Source organism: Streptomyces sp. NPDC031132 (assembly GCF_055570595.1).
The window spans coordinates 202,216-216,646 of sequence record NZ_JBVIGX010000009.1; the positions used below are offsets into that span (position 1 = coordinate 202,216).

16 protein-coding genes, 1 tRNA gene and 1 other RNA gene are annotated in these 14,431 nt (G+C 71.7%); 15 read left to right on the forward strand and 3 right to left on the reverse strand.

Annotation, left to right across the window (positions count from 1 at the left end; translation table 11 throughout):
* Positions 1-25 precede the first annotated feature (25 nt).
* The 11 genes from ACZ49B_RS16465 (at position 26) to ACZ49B_RS16515 (ending at position 9,229) form a co-directional block, all read left to right on the forward strand.
* Positions 26-754 (forward strand): TOMM precursor leader peptide-binding protein, encoded by a 729-nt coding sequence (locus ACZ49B_RS16465; RefSeq protein ID WP_468305943.1) that lies wholly within the window; start codon positions 26-28, stop codon positions 752-754.
* Positions 755-763: 9 nt separating this feature from the next.
* Positions 764-2,473: a nitroreductase family protein gene (locus tag ACZ49B_RS16470; RefSeq protein WP_468305946.1), complete on the forward strand. Its 1,710-nt coding sequence runs from the start codon at positions 764-766 to the stop codon at positions 2,471-2,473.
* Between the two features lie 2 nt (positions 2,474-2,475).
* On the forward strand, positions 2,476-3,249 hold the full coding sequence (locus ACZ49B_RS16475; protein ID WP_468305949.1) for a nitroreductase family protein: 774 nt from the start codon (positions 2,476-2,478) through the stop codon (positions 3,247-3,249).
* A 74-nt stretch (positions 3,250-3,323) separates the two neighbouring features.
* Entirely contained in the window at positions 3,324-3,497 is a 174-nt protein-coding gene (locus tag ACZ49B_RS16480; protein ID WP_468305951.1) for a thiocillin family RiPP, read from the forward strand.
* A gap of 43 nt (positions 3,498-3,540) precedes the next feature.
* Complete coding sequence (locus ACZ49B_RS16485; protein ID WP_468305954.1) at positions 3,541-3,717, forward strand: thiocillin family RiPP; 177 nt, start codon at positions 3,541-3,543, stop codon at positions 3,715-3,717.
* 57 nt (positions 3,718-3,774) lie between these two features.
* On the forward strand, positions 3,775-3,951 hold the full coding sequence (locus ACZ49B_RS16490; RefSeq protein WP_468305957.1) for a thiocillin family RiPP: 177 nt from the start codon (positions 3,775-3,777) through the stop codon (positions 3,949-3,951).
* A 56-nt stretch (positions 3,952-4,007) separates the two neighbouring features.
* Entirely contained in the window at positions 4,008-4,211 is a 204-nt protein-coding gene (locus ACZ49B_RS16495) for a thiocillin family RiPP (protein WP_468305959.1), read from the forward strand.
* A gap of 165 nt (positions 4,212-4,376) precedes the next feature.
* Positions 4,377-5,555 carry a PqqD family peptide modification chaperone gene (locus tag ACZ49B_RS16500; protein ID WP_468305961.1) on the forward strand — a complete coding sequence of 393 codons (1,179 nt, stop codon included), beginning with the start codon at positions 4,377-4,379 and terminating at the stop codon, positions 5,553-5,555.
* Complete coding sequence (locus ACZ49B_RS16505; protein WP_468305964.1) at positions 5,555-8,041, forward strand: hypothetical protein; 2,487 nt, start codon at positions 5,555-5,557, stop codon at positions 8,039-8,041. Before ACZ49B_RS16500 ends, ACZ49B_RS16505 begins: the two co-directional genes overlap by 1 nt.
* Before the next feature lie 2 nt (positions 8,042-8,043).
* Positions 8,044-8,982 carry a lantibiotic dehydratase C-terminal domain-containing protein gene (locus ACZ49B_RS16510; protein ID WP_468305966.1) on the forward strand — a complete coding sequence of 313 codons (939 nt, stop codon included), beginning with the start codon at positions 8,044-8,046 and terminating at the stop codon, positions 8,980-8,982.
* Positions 8,983-9,046: 64 nt separating this feature from the next.
* Positions 9,047-9,229: a hypothetical protein gene (locus tag ACZ49B_RS16515; protein ID WP_266627812.1), complete on the forward strand. Its 183-nt coding sequence runs from the start codon at positions 9,047-9,049 to the stop codon at positions 9,227-9,229.
* A 226-nt stretch (positions 9,230-9,455) separates the two neighbouring features.
* On the opposite strand, the gene ACZ49B_RS16520 is transcribed toward ACZ49B_RS16515, so the two are convergent.
* A complete protein-coding gene (locus ACZ49B_RS16520) occupies positions 9,456-10,007 on the reverse strand; it encodes a hypothetical protein (protein WP_468305969.1) in 552 nt (183 codons plus the stop codon).
* A 91-nt stretch (positions 10,008-10,098) separates the two neighbouring features.
* Between ACZ49B_RS16520 and ACZ49B_RS16525 the strand changes: the two genes are divergently transcribed.
* Positions 10,099-10,611, forward strand: coding sequence for a PadR family transcriptional regulator (locus ACZ49B_RS16525; RefSeq protein WP_468305971.1), 513 nt, complete (start codon positions 10,099-10,101; stop codon positions 10,609-10,611).
* 22 nt (positions 10,612-10,633) lie between these two features.
* On the opposite strand, the gene ACZ49B_RS16530 is transcribed toward ACZ49B_RS16525, so the two are convergent.
* Positions 10,634-11,467, reverse strand: a complete 834-nt coding sequence (locus ACZ49B_RS16530; RefSeq protein WP_468305973.1) for a DUF2182 domain-containing protein — start codon at positions 11,465-11,467, stop codon at positions 10,634-10,636.
* A 184-nt stretch (positions 11,468-11,651) separates the two neighbouring features.
* Between ACZ49B_RS16530 and ACZ49B_RS16535 the strand changes: the two genes are divergently transcribed.
* Entirely contained in the window at positions 11,652-12,302 is a 651-nt protein-coding gene (locus ACZ49B_RS16535; protein ID WP_468305975.1) for a DUF1326 domain-containing protein, read from the forward strand.
* Positions 12,303-12,377: 75 nt separating this feature from the next.
* On the opposite strand, the gene ACZ49B_RS16540 is transcribed toward ACZ49B_RS16535, so the two are convergent.
* Positions 12,378-12,462 (reverse strand) — tRNA-Ser (locus ACZ49B_RS16540).
* Positions 12,463-12,592: 130 nt separating this feature from the next.
* Here ACZ49B_RS16540 and ffs point away from each other — a divergent pair.
* Together ffs and ACZ49B_RS16550 are read left to right on the forward strand one after the other, a co-directional pair.
* Positions 12,593-12,691, forward strand: an RNA gene (gene ffs / locus ACZ49B_RS16545) — signal recognition particle sRNA small type.
* A gap of 66 nt (positions 12,692-12,757) precedes the next feature.
* On the forward strand, positions 12,758-14,431 hold a 1,674-nt coding region (locus ACZ49B_RS16550), incomplete at its 3' end, for a DNA polymerase III subunit gamma and tau (protein WP_468305977.1).

Here is a 14,431-nt window from a genome sequence, read left to right on the forward strand (position 1 = left end):
CACGCCTCCTGGAGATGAACCAGTCATGACGCAGGTGCATGTGCTCGCCGTCGGCGAGTTCGGTGAAGCCGTCGCGGAGCGCATGCTCCGCCATCACGACGCGATCGAGGTCACCGCCGGGCAGGACGCCGCCGACCTCGCAGTCCCGGCCCGGTGGCCCGTGGCCGACATCCGGGTGCTGGTCTCCTGGCGGGAGGTCCCGGCGCTCGCGGAGGTGCTCGACGCGCAGTCCGCCGACTGGGGAGCCCCCTGGTTCGCGGTGGTCAACGAGCACCCGAGGCTACGGGTCGGCCCCCTGGTGGTGCCCGGCGAAGGAGCCTGCTACCGGTGCTTCCGCGGCCGCCGTGCCCAGCACGAACAGGGCAGCGTGCTGACGGCGGCCCTGCACGCCCACTACGACGCCCACCCCACTGCCGGCCCGGGCGGATTCCTGCCCCAGCACACGGCGATGGCCGCCGGCGCAGCCCTCCAGCTGCTCCGCGGATTGGCGCGTGACGGGGGCCGGCACGACGCCGGCAGTGTGCGCCACTGGCATCTGCTGGAGCAGCACATCAGCCACGCCCGGGTCGTGGGCGTCCACGGCTGCGACCGCTGCCGCCGCCGCAGTGGACAGGAGCGCCCCAGCTGGGAGGCCCTGGCCCAGGACCTCTCCGGCCTGCTGCCTCCCGCCGACGCGGATTCCCCTGCGGCCGACCGTTCGCGGCCGGTCCGAACCGAGCGTGAGGACGCGCCCGCGCTCCTCGCCCGTGACTGAGGAAAGACCATGGTCGACAGCAAACTGCTCTCCGCCCAGGACATGTACCGGGCGGTGGTGACGGACCCGCAGTTCCGGGTCCCGCGACGGCCCGCGCTGTGCCGCGGACTGGTCACGGTGCCGCTCCCGGACGGCATCCTCGTCGAGGGAGCCGCAGGCCGACAGGTGCTCCGCGGAGCCGCAAGCCGCGAGCTGATCCCGAAACTCCTTCCGCTCTTCGACGGGACACGCGAGGTGTCCGCCGTCGCGACGGCCGCCGACGTCCCCGTCGAGCACGTCGAACAGGCGCGCGCTCTGCTCTACACCTGCGGTCTGCTCGAAGAAGGGGCGCCGCAGGACCAGGACGCGACGGCCGATGGCGCTGGGAACCTCGACGTAGCCGGGCCGGTGGCGACGTACCTGTCGCGGAACCTGGACTCCACTCGCGTGAACACCAGTGCCTCTGAGGCTGCCCGCCGGCTCACCCGTGCACGGGTAGCCGTGGCGGGGGACGGCCCGCTCTGCGCACTGGTGCGCGACGAGCTTGCCGCCGCGGGCGTCGCTGCGGACGTATGGGCGTTGTCCGAGCCGGCAGGCGACCCCCAGCCGGATCTGGTGGTGGCGATCGGGGGGAGCGACGCCGACGCCGAGGGCATGGGCCGCACCGGCTCCTGGTGCGCAAAGCACGGTGTTCCCCTGCTGCCCGTCCATGTCACCGGCCCGACGCTCGACATCGGTCCCTACATCGACGAGTCCTTCACCCTGTCGTTCGGGGACGCGGAGCGGCAGCGTACGCCTGCTCCGCCCTCGGACGAACGGCCGACCGGCGACCACCCGGAACCTCTCGTCCTGGCCGCGCTGATCGTCAGCCATGCCACCGCCTTGATAGCCCGGGTCGGATCGACACCCGTCCTGCGCGGCCGGGTGCGCACCGAACTCGTCACCTGGCGGCAGTCGGTCCACGTGACGGCACCCGTGCCGGAGCGGACCGACGGCGGTTCGACGCTCGCTCAGGGCGGGGTGCCGCTGGCGGTCGCCTTCGAGACGTCGGTCGCGTTCCCCCCGCGCCGCCTGCTCAATCCCCGTGATCACCAGATGCACTACAAGCCGGGAAACATCGTCCTGCAACGCGAGAGCAAGCAGTGGCCGAGCGCACGGACGGTGGCGCTGCCCGGCACGGGTACCACCCCGCTCACCCCGCTGAGCGGCGACTCCGCGCCCGTCGTCTCCCGCATCGGTCTCGGCCATCTGACCTCGCTCCTGCTGCGCGGCACCGGCCTGCGGCAGGACCCGGCGCCGGCCAAGGACATCCAGCGCTGGACACCCACCGGAGGCAACCTGGGGTCGGTCCAACTCCACGCGCTGGTGCGGGACGTCGAGGGGCTGCCCAGCGGCGTGTGGGGGTACGAGTCCGCCGACCACCGGATGGCCCTGCTCTCCGAGCGGAGCGGCGAACCCGCCGTGGCAGGCGGCCAGAACGTCCCGGTGACGATCGTCCTCACCGGCGCGCTGGCCCGGGTCGCGTCCAAGTACTCGGCGTTCGCCTGGCGCGTCGTCCATCTCGACGCCGGCGTGGCATTGGCGCAGATGTGCCACGTCGCGAGCTCGCTGGGTCTGCGGGCACAACCGCTCGACCGGTGGGACGACCTGGGCCTGGCCGAAGTCCTCGACCTCGACCTGGAGTCGGAACCGATCACCGGAGTGCTGACACTTCACCCCTCCGTCGCGAAGGAGTCCTGACCATGACGCCGAGTCCGGCAACCTGGCAGCGCCCCGAACCCCTGTCCGGCCCGCTCGACTACAACGACGTGATGCGGGAACTCCAAGTGCGCAGCCGTCTGGACCGAGCGGCCGTGCGGCGCTACAACGACGCGCCCGATCCGGCACTCGCGCCCCCGTCCCTCGAGGCCGTGGCCCCGGGCGTGCCGGTGACCCCGTCCGCCCCCGGAGTCCGGCCGCTGGACGACCTGCTCAGGGACCGTGTCGCCATACGGACGTACGCGCCGGAGCCGGTGACCGCCCGTGAGCTGGCCGCCGTACTGAACCAGGCGCGGTCTTTCGACAGCCTCAGCTGGCCCGACCACCAGGCGGGCGGCCCGCTCAGCTTCCTGGTCGCCGCACGCAATGTGACCGGGCTGCCCACCGGGCTCTACGGATATGAACCGGAGCTCGGGGAGTTCTCCCGGCTCGCGGATCTGCCCGAGGGCGAGGCGGCCGAAAGCATGGTCCTCCAGATGGAGTTCGCGTGGGCCCCGGCCATCGTCCTGGTCTGCGGCTCCCTCGGGGCCTCGCTGGACCGGCACGGCGACCACGGCCACCGGCTGCTCTTGGCCCGGGCGGGAGCGGCCGCCCACACCGCCTGGCTCGCTGCCCTGGATCAGGGCATGGCGGGCAGCATCTTCGCCGGTTTCCTCTCGTCGGCCCTCAAGCCGCTGCTCGGTCTCGACGGCTACCGCACGGCCCAGCTGCTGGCGTTCGCCGTGGGCCGCCCGCCGCTCGAGGGTCCGGCTGCCTGAGCCCCAAGGGCTCCCACAGACTCCGCGCCCAGTCGGGCGCGGCCGACCCGAACCACCACGACAAGGAGTTTTTGGTGCATCACGAAGACATTGCCATCGACCTGTTCGCCGAGGACATTTCGCTCACGGTCGATGCGCTGCCCACCGATTCTTCGCTGGCGTCCGTCTCCACCGTCGGCTCGATGGGCTGCCTGTCCTGCCCGGGATCGACCGCGATGTGCGCCGGTACCGCCAGCTCGCAGGGCTGACGCCACACTTCCCGATCACCTCGACCGACCAAGGGAATCCGATATGCGCGACCACGACGGCCTCGACCTCTTCGCCGAGGATCTGGCCTCCCACCTGACCGCAGAGGTCCTCGACGACGCCGCTCTGCTCGGCACGTGGGGCTCGGCGGGCACCTTCACCAGCGCCTCCTGCCCGGCGTCCACGGCGTCGACGAGCGCCAGTGCCTCTTCCGCCGGCTGAGCCGACGGCACAGGGCGCACCACACCGCATCACCTCTATCACCCAGGAGAAAAGCACATGGAAAACACCGCACACCTCGACCTCTTCGCCGAGGACTTCGCCGAGGGTCTTCAGGTCGAGCAGCTGAGCGACACCGCCTCCCTCGCGAGCTGGACCTCCAGCAGCAGCGTCGGCTCGTACAGCTGCCCCGGGTCCACCGCTTCGACGGCGTCCACCGGGTCCTGCTCCAACTGATCGGTCCAGTTTTCCGGAGCGCACCGCTCCGGTCTCCACAAGGAAGGAAGCACACCATGTCGAACACCACCACGGCTGCCGCGTCGGCGGATCCCACCGCCGACCTCTTCGCCCTCGACCTCACCGCCGAGGACCTGACGATCGAGCCGCTCAGCAAGACGGCGCTGCTCGGTACCTCCGGCAGCTTCGCCTGCGCCGCCAGCGGCAGCTGCCCGGCCTCGTCGGTCAGCTCGGCCGGCAGCTGGTCCTCGGCAGGCTGAGCCGGCGCGGCCTCACGGCCGAAGCCGCCGCAGGCAGCCAATCCCCAGCCTGGCCTGCGCCATGACCGAGTCACCGATCGCCGGCTGATCGGCCCCGCGGGGTCGGCAATGTGCAAGATTGCCGACCCCGCGGGGCCTCGGCCCAGTATCCCCTCAGGAGGTCCCATGCGATCCGTCGCCATGTCCGCGCGGCGTAGGAAGCCCCCGGCCGGCGCCGTGGACGTGCCGGCCGAGGCCGAGGCGCCCGATGACACGGCGTGGCTCGGCACCGAACCGCTGGCGTTGAAAGACACCGTCGAGCTGATGGAAGGGATCGACGGCCGGCCGCTCCTCTTCGACAGCTCGAACGGCCGGTATGTGGCGGTCTCGAAGGCCGGCACCGTCGTCCTTTCGCTGCTCGACGGCGCGCCGACCGCCGATGACGTGATCCGCAGGGTGATCGCGTCCTCGTCGGGCGATCCCCAGCGGATCGAGGAGGCGGTGACACGCTTCTTCCACGAGCTTCGGCAGGCCGGCGTCCTTACGGTGGAGCCGCAGGACGAGTCCCGCCGCCAGCGCCTCATGAGCTGGTCGCTGCGCGAACGGATGCCCCGGCTGCCGCTGACCCGTTCCGTCCACGTGCTTCTCGAACCCGTCGCACGACTGCTGCGGGCGTTTCCGTCCTCGGCCGTGGTCGCCTCCTGGCTCGTCCTGGTGGCCGCCGCCCTTTCCACCGCCTGTTACGCCGTCGCCACCGAGGGCCTGCCGTCGTACACGTCATGGTCCTGGCTCGCGATCCCCCTGCTGATGCTGCAGATCGCGGTGCACGAGCTGGGCCACGCCCTGGTCTGCCAGTACCTGCGGGTGCCCGTGCGTGAAGCCGGCATCACCCTCATGCTCTACGTCATGCCGGTGGCGTACGTGGACCGCACCGACGCCTACCGGGTGCGCTCCCGGGCCCCCCGCGTCCTCATCGCGCTCGCCGGTCCCATGAGCGACGCCGTATGGGCCGGGGCCGCGGGCCTGTTGCTGCTCACCGCCGACGGGCCGGTGCACGACGTCGCGGGCGCGCTGCTCCAGCTCCAGCTGCTGCTGATGCTGGTCAACCTGAACCCGTTGCTGCCCTCGGACGGCTACCACGCGCTCGAGTCCGCGATGGGCTCGGTCAACGTACGCGGCCGCTCCTTCGCCTACCTCACCCACCTGGTGACGCGGACCCCGCTGCCCAGCAACCTCGCCGCCATCGGCCGGGCCAAGCGCTTCGGCTACCTGGCCTTCGGCACGGGGTGCCTCGCCTACGGCGTGGTCCTGGTGGGTCTCGTGCTCCGCTCCTGGTGGGGCGTGATCGAGGCGGTGATCGCCTGATGACCCCGATCGTGTCGCCGTTCACCGTCCACCGGGTCAACGGGCTGCCCGTGGAAGCGCTCGACCTGGAAATGCCCCGGACGGACGCATCGCTGCACCTTGAAACCGAACTGGAGCAGCAGCTCGACGACGTGTCGGCGGAGCTCTCGGATGCACTCCACTCGCTGGTACCGACGCTCGACGGGACGCCGGCGCTGCGCCGCAAGGTCCTGAACCTGCGCCGCGCCGTGCACAACCGGAGGCTGAAGGCGTTCGACGCCCTGGAGGACGTCGCCGCACTCCTCGAGCCGGTGGACCGGGCCCGGCTGGACTCCTGGCGCACCACGGCGGGTCGGCTCACCCAGCAGTACGCCGAGACCGAGGCGCGCTACGAGACCGAAGCGGAGCGGGCGACCTGCCGTCTCCGCGAGATCCTCGAAGAGCCCCGGCTGGCCCAGGGCCTCGCCCATGCCAACCGGCACGTGCTGCTGCACCTGGCGTCCGAGCCGCTGACGCCGCGCAGCAAGGCCGCGCGTTCCGTCCTCGGGTACGTGACGCGGGCCGCCCTGAAGACGAGCCCGTTCTCGCATCTGACGGCGCTCGCCCTCGACGCGATGCCCACCGACGGTTCGGGGCACACCTATGTCGCGCAACAGCACGTACGGTCCTGGCTCGACGCGGTTGCCCGGGACCGCCGCTTCGCGCCGGTCCTGGAAGTCGAGCCGAACGACTCGGTCCGGTACGTCGGCGGCACTCCCCGGCTGCTCATCCCCTCTTACAACAACAGCGGGGAGGGAGGATCCACCGCCTGGCGGACCGACACCCTCACCGACGCCTCCGCGTACGCAGCGCTGCTGCAGCAGATCTGCTCGTGGCCCCGGATGCCCGTTGCCGAGTGCCTGGAGCTGATCGGCGGCGCCGACCCCTTTGCCGCCTACGTGAGGCTGCTCGACACCGGCTGGCTTCGGCTGGTACTGCCCTGGCGACCCGTCGACGCGCGGCCGCTCACCGTACTGGCGGACAGGCTGCGGCAGTCGGACGGCGATGACGCACGCGCCACCGCCAGGCTCCTGTCGGAACTGGAGGAGGAGACCGCGCAGCTGAGCGGGCTGCCCGGCGTGGACCGGGCTCGGAGCGTGGAGCGCCTCGCTGCCCTGGCCCGGCCCGACGACGCGGGCTCGCCCCGCCCGGCCGCCCCGTTCGCCGTTTACGAGGACGCGACGTCCGATGTACGGGTCGAACTGCCGGTGTCCGAGGTCGGTACGGACATCGCCGAGCTGGGCGACCTCATCCGGCCCTACGTCTTCCGTTCGCACCTGTACGACTGGCTCCGCGATGAGTTCACGGCACGCTACGGCGCCGGCGGGCGGTGCGACGACGTACTCGACTTCCTCTGGGACGTGGCGGCGGATCCCGCCCACGACCAGAAGTTCGCCCGGGCGCTGACCCTGGACCACCGGACCATGGGCGGCCCCACGGACCGGGCCTGGCTGCCGGTTTCGGCCACCAGCGCGCCACCTGCGACGGCGGTGCTGTACCAGGTCGCGGCGGCGTCGGCCGAGGAGATTCGCGACGGACGCCACCGGGTCGTGATCAACCAGTACAACCCCGGTATGGGCGGCCTCGTCGCACGGTTCCGGCACCTTCTCGACGGCCTCGACCCGGCCTCGGCCCCTGGCTACAGCGGCCTGACCCCGCGGCTGAGGGACTGGATCCGTGCCGCGTACCCCGACGCCACCCCCCATCAGCTCACCCTGTCCGGTGACGTGAACGGCATGCACCGGGTCGCCGATGCGATCCTGCCGGGCCGACTCGACTGGCCGGGTGAACCCGGTGTGTCCGGCATGCCGCGAACGCCGTTCACCGGGATCGCCGTGCACCACAGCACGGCGGACGGCACCCTGACGCTCACCGGAGCGGACGGCCTGCCGGTGGCGCCCGTCTACCTGGGCGTCGTGCCGCTGCACCTCATACCGGGCGTGGCCAGGCTGCTGCTGTGTCTCGCCGACCCCTGGGTCAACGGCTCCCGGCAGCGCTGCACCCGGAGCCCGCTGGACACGGCGCCCGCACCCGCACCCGACGAGATGCAGGTCATCCCGCGGGTCGAACACGGCCGACTGGTGCTGGGCAGGCGCACCTGGCGCTGTGCCCCCGGGCTCATGCCCCGACCGGAGCGCGGCGAGAACGCCGTCGCCTTCCACCGGCGCGTGCACAGATGGCGCCTGGCACACGGAATGCCGGACCAGGTGTTCCTGTCCGTGGAGTCGGCCGTGCCGATGGGCGACCAGTCCGCTGCCAAGCCCGCGTGGCTGTCCTTCCGCAGTCCGCACGCCGTGTGGGCTGCGCTCAGCCGGATCGGCGCAGTGGACACCGTGGCGATCCGGTTCGCGGAGATGTCGCCGAAGCCCGACGAATTCTGGGTCCGCGACGGGCGCGGGCTGAGCCGGGCCGCCGAGCATGTGTCACTGCTGCGCTGGGACCGGCCGGTCCGGGGAGAAGGAAGGTGACGGTGAACGACGTACAAGGCCTCGATGAGCCGGGCTGGTGGTACGTACGGCTCTACCCAGGCGGGCTGGACCGGCTCGACAGGGCGGTCGTAGACGTGCTGCGCCCCCTGGTCGCCCGGGCCGTGGAGCAGGGCGCAGACCGGTGGTTCCACATCCAGTACACCGACTGGCGGGGTCCGCATCTGCGGCTGCGGATCCACGGCCGGCGCGCACTGCTCGACGAGCTGCACCAGCGCCTGCCGGAGCTGGCCGCGCAGTGTGCCGCATTGGGCCGGGAGCGCGCCGAGAGGCGGTTCTCCCTCTTCGACCTCGACTTCCGGCCTTTCGGCGGGAGCCATGCGGGGGCGGATGTAGCGGTGTACGAGCCGGAATACGGCAAGTACGGCGGCCCGGACGGCACGCGGCTCGCCGAGTCGGTCTTCCAGGAGTCGAGTGACCTGGCCCTGTGGGCAGCAGACTTCCGGCGCTCGCCGGATCGGGCCGCGCTGGCGGCACTGCTGATGGAGGCGGCGGTCCGCTCGCTGGACCACCTAGGCGAGGCAGCCGCAGACGTGCCGCTCGACGCCGCGCACTTCTGGGTTCGGCACTTGCATTGGTGGACACGGGACGCGGGTCCTGAGGCCGGGGAACTGCAGTCGAGACTGCGTGACGAAGCGGCGCTGGACCGCTGGGGAATCGTCGCCCGCATGGCCGAACTCGCGGCGGACGCAGTGGTGACGGCACGGCTTGCATCGTGGACCGCGACGCTCACCGCCCACCTGCGCGAGGCGTCCGCCGCCGGGATCCCGCGCACCACGGGCCACTTGTTGTTCCATCAGGTGCACATGATGACGAACCGGCTCGGTGTCCTCCCGAGGGAGGAGGCCCTGCTGGGGGTGGTGGCGGCCGGGGCGTTCGGCGAACCGTTTGCCATCAACCATGCGATTCCGGCCACAAGATGATGTTTCGTCACTGAACATGGCCGATCATGGATGTACCACGCAGCAAGAAATGATTGAGGTTGAGATGCAGCAGACACCGAAGTCCGGCCGCTCCCGCACGGTCGCCTTTGCGGCGCTCGCCGCGGCGATCGCCGCGGCCGCCGGAGGCGCCCTCGGAACCGACGCCACGCTGCGAGCCGCGTGCGTCGCACTCGCGGTCATCCTGGTCACGCTGTCGGCGGTCTCCTTCAAGGCTGCAAAGGAATGACGCCGCTCGGCGCCTGAGCCCGAAGAAGCCCCAGGGTCCCCCTGGGGCTTCTTCACGCCCGCGGCACGGGCGGTCGCCGAATGCAGAACACCCCGCGACCCTTTTCCTAGCCGACCGGCAGACCGGATCGCCCCTGCCGGGGAGAGGCTCGTGACGGGCAGGTCGTGCGCGGTCAGTTCTTCGCCGACCGGGGCGTAGTCGCCTGCGAGGTGCCGTGGGGTGTTCGTCAGGCGCCGGTCTTGGCCTGCGCGGCGGCGACGTAGCGGACGGTGAAGAGCATCGGGACGACGAACCCGGCGGCCTGGACGAGCGTGGCGGACACCGAGTGGCCGTGACCGGCGTGGGCGAGGGCCGCGAGCGCGGCGGCCGTGACGGCGAAGGCCGCGGTCCACACTCCGGTGATGACGGCGTTGGCCCGGACGAACGGTCGCAGACCCCAGACCTCGCGGGGGGTGCTGCGCTTGGCGATGCCCAGGGTGAACGGCCTGCCCACGAGCAGCGAGGCCCCGGCGATGAGGGCCAGCGTGGCCGAGGAGAGGGCTGCCGAGTAGCCGTGCACGCCCGAGTGCGGGTCGGCGAAGGCGATGGCCGTCAGGGCCGCGAAGAAGGCCGCGGAGCCGATCTCGATGATCAGCGCGTCGTAGCCGGCCCCGGCCCGGCGCTGCTGGACGGTCACCGCCACCGCTGCGAGGAGGCCGGCGAGCGCGGCCCACTGCCACTGGCCGGACGGAAGCACTGCGAAGACGATCCACGGGAGGAAGGTGCGTACGTACGACATCGGAAACCCCCGGCTCATATTCCTGTTCTGACATGTCGAAAGTAGATGTTCCACTACTGACATGTCAAGGATGGAAGGTAAGGTGAGGGGCATGAGCCTTCGACATGCCCTTCTCGGACTCCTGTCAGAGCGCCCGGCCAGCGGATACGACCTGCTCAAGCGCTTCGAGACCTCGCTGGCCAACGTCTGGCCCGCCACCCAGAGCCAGATGTACACAGAGCTGTCCAAGCTCGCCGACGCCGGGATGATCAGCGTCTCGGCGGAGGGCCCGCGCGGGCGCAAGGAGTACACCCTCACCGACGAGGGGCTGGCAGAACTGCGGCACTGGCTGACCGAGACCAAGCCGCAGCGCAACACCCGCAGCGACATCCTGCTGAGGGTCTTCTTCCTCGGGGTGCTCACGCCCGAGCAGGCGCGGGGCTATCTCACCGAGCTGATGCAGCTGTCCGAGCAGGAGTACGAGGGCCTGCGCCGGCTGGACGAGTCGATCGACTGGGGCGACGACCCCCTGTCGGTCCACGGCAAGATCGCCCTGGAGTACGGCCTCCGCTTCAACGCCATGCGCCGCGAGTGGGCCGAATGGGCGGCCGCCCAGATCCGGTAGCGGCGACGATCTGCGGCGCCGGTCACACGCGGAAGGCCTGGAGCATGTGCGTCATCGGCGACTGCGGCGGCTCCAGGCCCGGCAGCAGCCAGGGCTGGAAGGGGGCCAGGACCGCGAGGACGAGGAAGGCGATCCCGATGGCGGCCGAGAAGACGGGGCCCATTCGCCACAGCTTCTCCACGAAGATCACCAGGGCCACCGCGGCCATGGCCAGGACGTTCATGACGCCGAGCGGGACGAGGACGACCATCAGTCCCCAGCAGCAGCCGACGCAGTACGCCCCGTGATGGGCCCCGACCCGCAGGTCGCGGGCCATGGGCCGGAAGCCGGCGTAGCGCACGAGCTGGCCCATGGGGCTGCGGCAGTGCCGCAGGCAGAGGTCCTTCAGCGGGCTGAACTGGTACAGCCCGGCGACGAGGAAGGCTCCTGCCCCGATCCACCGCCCGGCGCCGGGGTGGTCGTCCACCAGGGCCCCGGTCGCGGCGAGGAGCCCGTAGGCGATCAGGCCGAAGGCCGTCCAGGCCAGGAGGTAGCCGGCCACGAACTGGGCGGTACGGGCCGCGCGGACGGCTCCGGCCGACTGGCGGCCGATGGCCCGGGCCCAGGTGATCGCCACCGGGGCCACGGACGGGAACATCATGGCGATCATCATGACCAGCCACAGCAGCAGGAACAGCGGGATGCCCATGCCCATGGTCCCCGGTTCGACCCCCATGTCACGGGCCTGGTCGACGACCAGCACCCAGGCGAGCAGGGCGATCGATCCCATCACGGACCAGGCGAGCGCAAGCTGCCGGACCGACAGCAGGTTGGCCGGACGCAGGGGTGGCGACAGGGCATTCCGGTCGAGGCGCACGCTTCCAGCACATCACGGCGTACGGGTGCGTGCGCGGGCGGAACCTGGCCCCCTCCGGGCAGCCGCGGCGGGGGGATAATCGACGTGGAGACCTGTACGACCCGGGCGTGGGCCGGTGATGTCTTCCGGGGGCCTCGCCGTCCTCCCGAGACGATGTCCGGGGCCGTCACGAGGAGGCGGGAAGATGTCCGAGACGACGGCGACCGTTCCGAGGTGGCACGCGGCGGGCGACTGGTTCGACACCTGCAAGTGCAACGTGCCGTGCCCCTGCTCGTTCGCGCAGCTGCCCACCTACGGCGATTGCGAGGGCATCCTCGCGTGGCACATCCGAGAGGGCCGATACGGGGACGTGCCGCTGGACGGCCTCAACGTGCTGATGCTGGGCTCCTTCGTCGGCAACATCTGGGCCGAGCACTCCGACACGTACGCGGCGGTCTTCGTCGACGAGCGCGCCGACGACGCGCAGCGCCAAGCGCTCCAGATGATCTTCGGCGGCCAGGCGGGCAGCTGGCCGGCAGAGATGGTGAGCATGATGGGCGCGGAGATGCGCGGCATGGAGTTCGCCCCCATCGAGGTGGAGGTCGCCGACGACCTCTCGAGCTGGCGGGCCGTGGTGCCCGGCCGGGTCGAGGCGGGCGCGCAGGCACTCACCGGACCCAACACCCCGGAGGGCGCCCGCGTGCAGTCGACCAACCTGCCGGGCGCCGAGACGGGACCGGGCCAGGTCGCGACCTGGGGCCGCTCGACAGCGGACCGCGCCGATGCCTATGGCTTCCAGTGGAGCAGGGAAGGCCAGTCGAGCAAGCACATCACCTTCGACTGGACCGGGCCCTAGGGCCACCGACAGCAACATGACGAAGGACCCGGCCGCTGTGCGGTCGGGTCCTTCGTTTGCCCTTGCGGGCGAGTGCGGAGGATACGAGATTCGAACTCGTGAGGGGTTGCCCCCAACACGCTTTCCAAGCGTGCGCCCTAGGCCACTAGGCGAATCCTCCGCCGCAAACAATACAAGACGTTGAGGGGTGCTCGCGAACGTGATCGTCTGCGGGGGATCCGGCGGGGAGGTGGTCGGGATCCGGGGCGGGGGCGGGTCGATTCCGGGGGCTTTCATCCGCTAGGGTGGGGCCCAGCCCCTCACGTGGCGCTATCTCACCCAACTCCCCCAGGGCCGGAAGGCAGCAAGGGTAAGTGGGCTCTGGCGGGTGCGTGGGGGGCGCTTTGCGTTCCGGGACGGCCGGCGGGGCCGTCGGCGGGGCGTCTTTGTCGGTGGGCCCGGATAACCTCGTAGACGTGTCGTCCCTTGCGCTGTACCGCCGCTACCGCCCCGAGTCGTTCGCCGAGGTCATCGGACAGGAGCATGTCACTGTCCCCCTGATGCAGGCCCTGCGGAACAACCGGGTCAATCACGCGTACCTGTTCAGCGGGCCCCGGGGCTGTGGCAAGACCACCAGCGCGCGGATCCTGGCGCGGTGCCTGAACTGTGAGCAGGGTCCCACTCCCGAGCCCTGCGGCGCGTGCCAGTCCTGCAAGGACCTGGCGCGCAACGGGCCGGGGTCGATCGACGTCATCGAGATCGACGCCGCCTCGCACGGTGGTGTGGACGACGCCCGTGACCTGCGGGAGAAGGCCTTCTTCGGGCCCGCCTCCAGCCGCTACAAGATCTACATCATCGACGAGGCCCACATGGTCACCTCGGCGGGCTTCAACGCCCTGCTGAAGGTGGTCGAGGAGCCGCCGGAGCACCTCAAGTTCATTTTCGCGACGACCGAGCCGGAGAAGGTCATCGGGACCATCCGGTCCCGGACGCACCACTATCCGTTCCGGCTCGTGCCGCCCGGCACGCTGCGCGAGTACCTCGGCGAGGTCTGCGGGCGCGAGGGGGCCAAGGTCGAGGACGGCGTGCTGCCGCTCGTCGTGCGGGCCGGCGCCGGATCCGTGCGCGACTCCATGTCCGTCATGGACCAGCTCCTCGCCGGCGCCGCCGAGGACGGTGTGACGTATGCCATGGCCACCTCCCTGCTCGGGTACACCGACGGTTCGCTGCTCGACTCCGTCGTCGACGCCTTCGCCGCCGGGGACGGGGCGGCCGCCTTCGAGGTCGTCGACCGCGTGGTCGAGGGCGGCAACGACCCGCGCCGCTTCGTCGCCGACCTGCTGGAGCGGCTGCGGGACCTGGTGATCCTGGCCGCCGTGCCCGACGCCGGGGAGAAGGGGCTCATCGACGCCCCCGCCGATGTCGTCGAGCGGATGCAGGCCCAGGCGTCCGTGTTCGGCGCCGCCGAGCTGAGCCGCGCCGCCGACCTGGTCAACACCGGGCTCACCGAGATGCGCGGTGCGACCTCGCCGCGGCTCCAGCTCGAGCTGATCTGCGCCCGGGTGCTGCTGCCCGCCGCCTTCGACGACGAGCGGTCCTTCCAGGCCCGGCTCGACCGGCTGGAGCGGAGCGGGTTCACGCCCGGCGCCGCCGGTGGCGTCGGCATGGCCGCCGCCCCGGCCGGTGGGCCCGCCATGGGGTACGTGCCCGGGCCCGAGGCGCATGCCATGGCCCCGGCCGGCCCCGGCGGGGGCGTCGCCGCCGCGCGTGCCGCTGCTGCCGCCGTACGGGCTCCCGAGCCGGAGGCCCCGGCCGCGCCGGCTCCGGTCCAGGCGCCGGCCCCTGCTGCGGTGCAGCCTCCGGCTCCGGCTCCTGCTCCCGTGCAGGCCCCTGCCTCCCAGGCCCCTGCTCCCGCGCCCGGTGCCTGGCCCGGGGCCGCGCAGCCCGGCGGCGGTGCCCCCGGCGCCTGGCCGGGAGCCGCCGCTTCCGCCCCGGCCCCGGCTGCTTCCGCCCCGGCCGCGGGCGCCTGGCCGAGTGCCGCCGCGGGGGGGGGTGGGGGGGGGACCACGGGCGGCAGCCCCGACCCCCCCTCCCGCCCCCCCACACCCCCACACCCCCCCCCCCCCCCACCACCCCCCCCCCCCTCCTAC

What these genes read in the sequence shown, in the direction of transcription:
- ACZ49B_RS16485 (WP_468305954.1), top strand. Translation starts at nt 3,541, where the DNA reads ATGCGCGACCACGACGGCCTCGACCTCTTCGCCGAGGATCTGGCCTCC.
- ACZ49B_RS16465 (WP_468305943.1), top strand. Translation starts at nt 26, where the DNA reads ATGACGCAGGTGCATGTGCTCGCCGTCGGCGAGTTCGGTGAAGCCGTC.
- ACZ49B_RS16475 (WP_468305949.1), top strand. Translation starts at nt 2,476, where the DNA reads ATGACGCCGAGTCCGGCAACCTGGCAGCGCCCCGAACCCCTGTCCGGC.
- ACZ49B_RS16505 (WP_468305964.1), top strand. Translation starts at nt 5,555, where the DNA reads ATGACCCCGATCGTGTCGCCGTTCACCGTCCACCGGGTCAACGGGCTG.
- ACZ49B_RS16500 (WP_468305961.1), top strand. Translation starts at nt 4,377, where the DNA reads ATGCGATCCGTCGCCATGTCCGCGCGGCGTAGGAAGCCCCCGGCCGGC.
- ACZ49B_RS16490 (WP_468305957.1), top strand. Translation starts at nt 3,775, where the DNA reads ATGGAAAACACCGCACACCTCGACCTCTTCGCCGAGGACTTCGCCGAG.
- ACZ49B_RS16535 (WP_468305975.1), top strand. Translation starts at nt 11,652, where the DNA reads ATGTCCGAGACGACGGCGACCGTTCCGAGGTGGCACGCGGCGGGCGAC.
- ACZ49B_RS16495 (WP_468305959.1), top strand. Translation starts at nt 4,008, where the DNA reads ATGTCGAACACCACCACGGCTGCCGCGTCGGCGGATCCCACCGCCGAC.
- ACZ49B_RS16515 (WP_266627812.1), top strand. Translation starts at nt 9,047, where the DNA reads ATGCAGCAGACACCGAAGTCCGGCCGCTCCCGCACGGTCGCCTTTGCG.
- ACZ49B_RS16525 (WP_468305971.1), top strand. Translation starts at nt 10,099, where the DNA reads ATGAGCCTTCGACATGCCCTTCTCGGACTCCTGTCAGAGCGCCCGGCC.
- ACZ49B_RS16520 (WP_468305969.1), bottom strand. Translation starts at nt 10,007, where the DNA reads ATGTCGTACGTACGCACCTTCCTCCCGTGGATCGTCTTCGCAGTGCTT.
- ACZ49B_RS16470 (WP_468305946.1), top strand. Translation starts at nt 764, where the DNA reads ATGGTCGACAGCAAACTGCTCTCCGCCCAGGACATGTACCGGGCGGTG.